This window comes from Photobacterium rosenbergii (assembly GCF_003026455.1).
GTDB classification, from domain to species: domain Bacteria; phylum Pseudomonadota; class Gammaproteobacteria; order Enterobacterales; family Vibrionaceae; genus Photobacterium; species Photobacterium rosenbergii.
Window position 1 is genome coordinate 1 of record NZ_PYMB01000064.1, and the last position, 804, is coordinate 804.

Annotated in this window: 1 rRNA gene; it reads right to left on the reverse strand. The window is 51.2% G+C overall.

Annotated features, from left to right (window positions below):
- Positions 1-804: ribosomal RNA gene (locus C9J01_RS29390) — 23S ribosomal RNA — on the reverse strand; the annotation flags it as partial.

Consider the following 804-nt stretch of genomic DNA (forward strand, 5'->3'; position numbering starts at 1 on the left):
GCATTGCCGCAGCTTCGGTGTATAGCTTAGCCCCGTTAAATCTTCCGCGCAGGCCGACTCGACCAGTGAGCTATTACGCTTTCTTTAAATGATGGCTGCTTCTAAGCCAACATCCTGGCTGTCTGAGCCTTCCCACATCGTTTCCCACTTAGCTATAACTTTGGGACCTTAGCTGGCGGTCTGGGTTGTTTCCCTCTCCACGACGGACGTTAGCACCCGCCGTGTGTCTCCCGGATAGTACTTACTGGTATTCGGAGTTTGCAAAGGGTTGGTAAGTCGGGATGACCCCCTAGCCTTAACAGTGCTCTACCCCCAGTAGTATTCGTCCGAGGCGCTACCTAAATAGCTTTCGGGGAGAACCAGCTATCTCCAGGTTTGATTGGCCTTTCACCCCTAGCCACAAGTCATCCGCTAATTTTTCAACATTAGTCGGTTCGGTCCTCCAGTAAGTGTTACCTCACCTTCAACCTGCCCATGGCTAGATCACCTGGTTTCGGGTCTAATCCTAGCAACTGAACGCCCAGTTAAGACTCGGTTTCCCTACGGCTCCCCTAAACGGTTAACCTTGCTACTAAAATTAAGTCGCTGACCCATTATACAAAAGGTACGCAGTCACCCCGAAGGGCTCCTACTGCTTGTACGTACACGGTTTCAGGTTCTATTTCACTCCCCTCACAGGGGTTCTTTTCGCCTTTCCCTCACGGTACTGGTTCACTATCGGTCAGTCAGGAGTATTTAGCCTTGGAGGATGGTCCCCCCATGTTCAGACAGGATATCACGTGTCCCGTCCTACTCGATTTCACT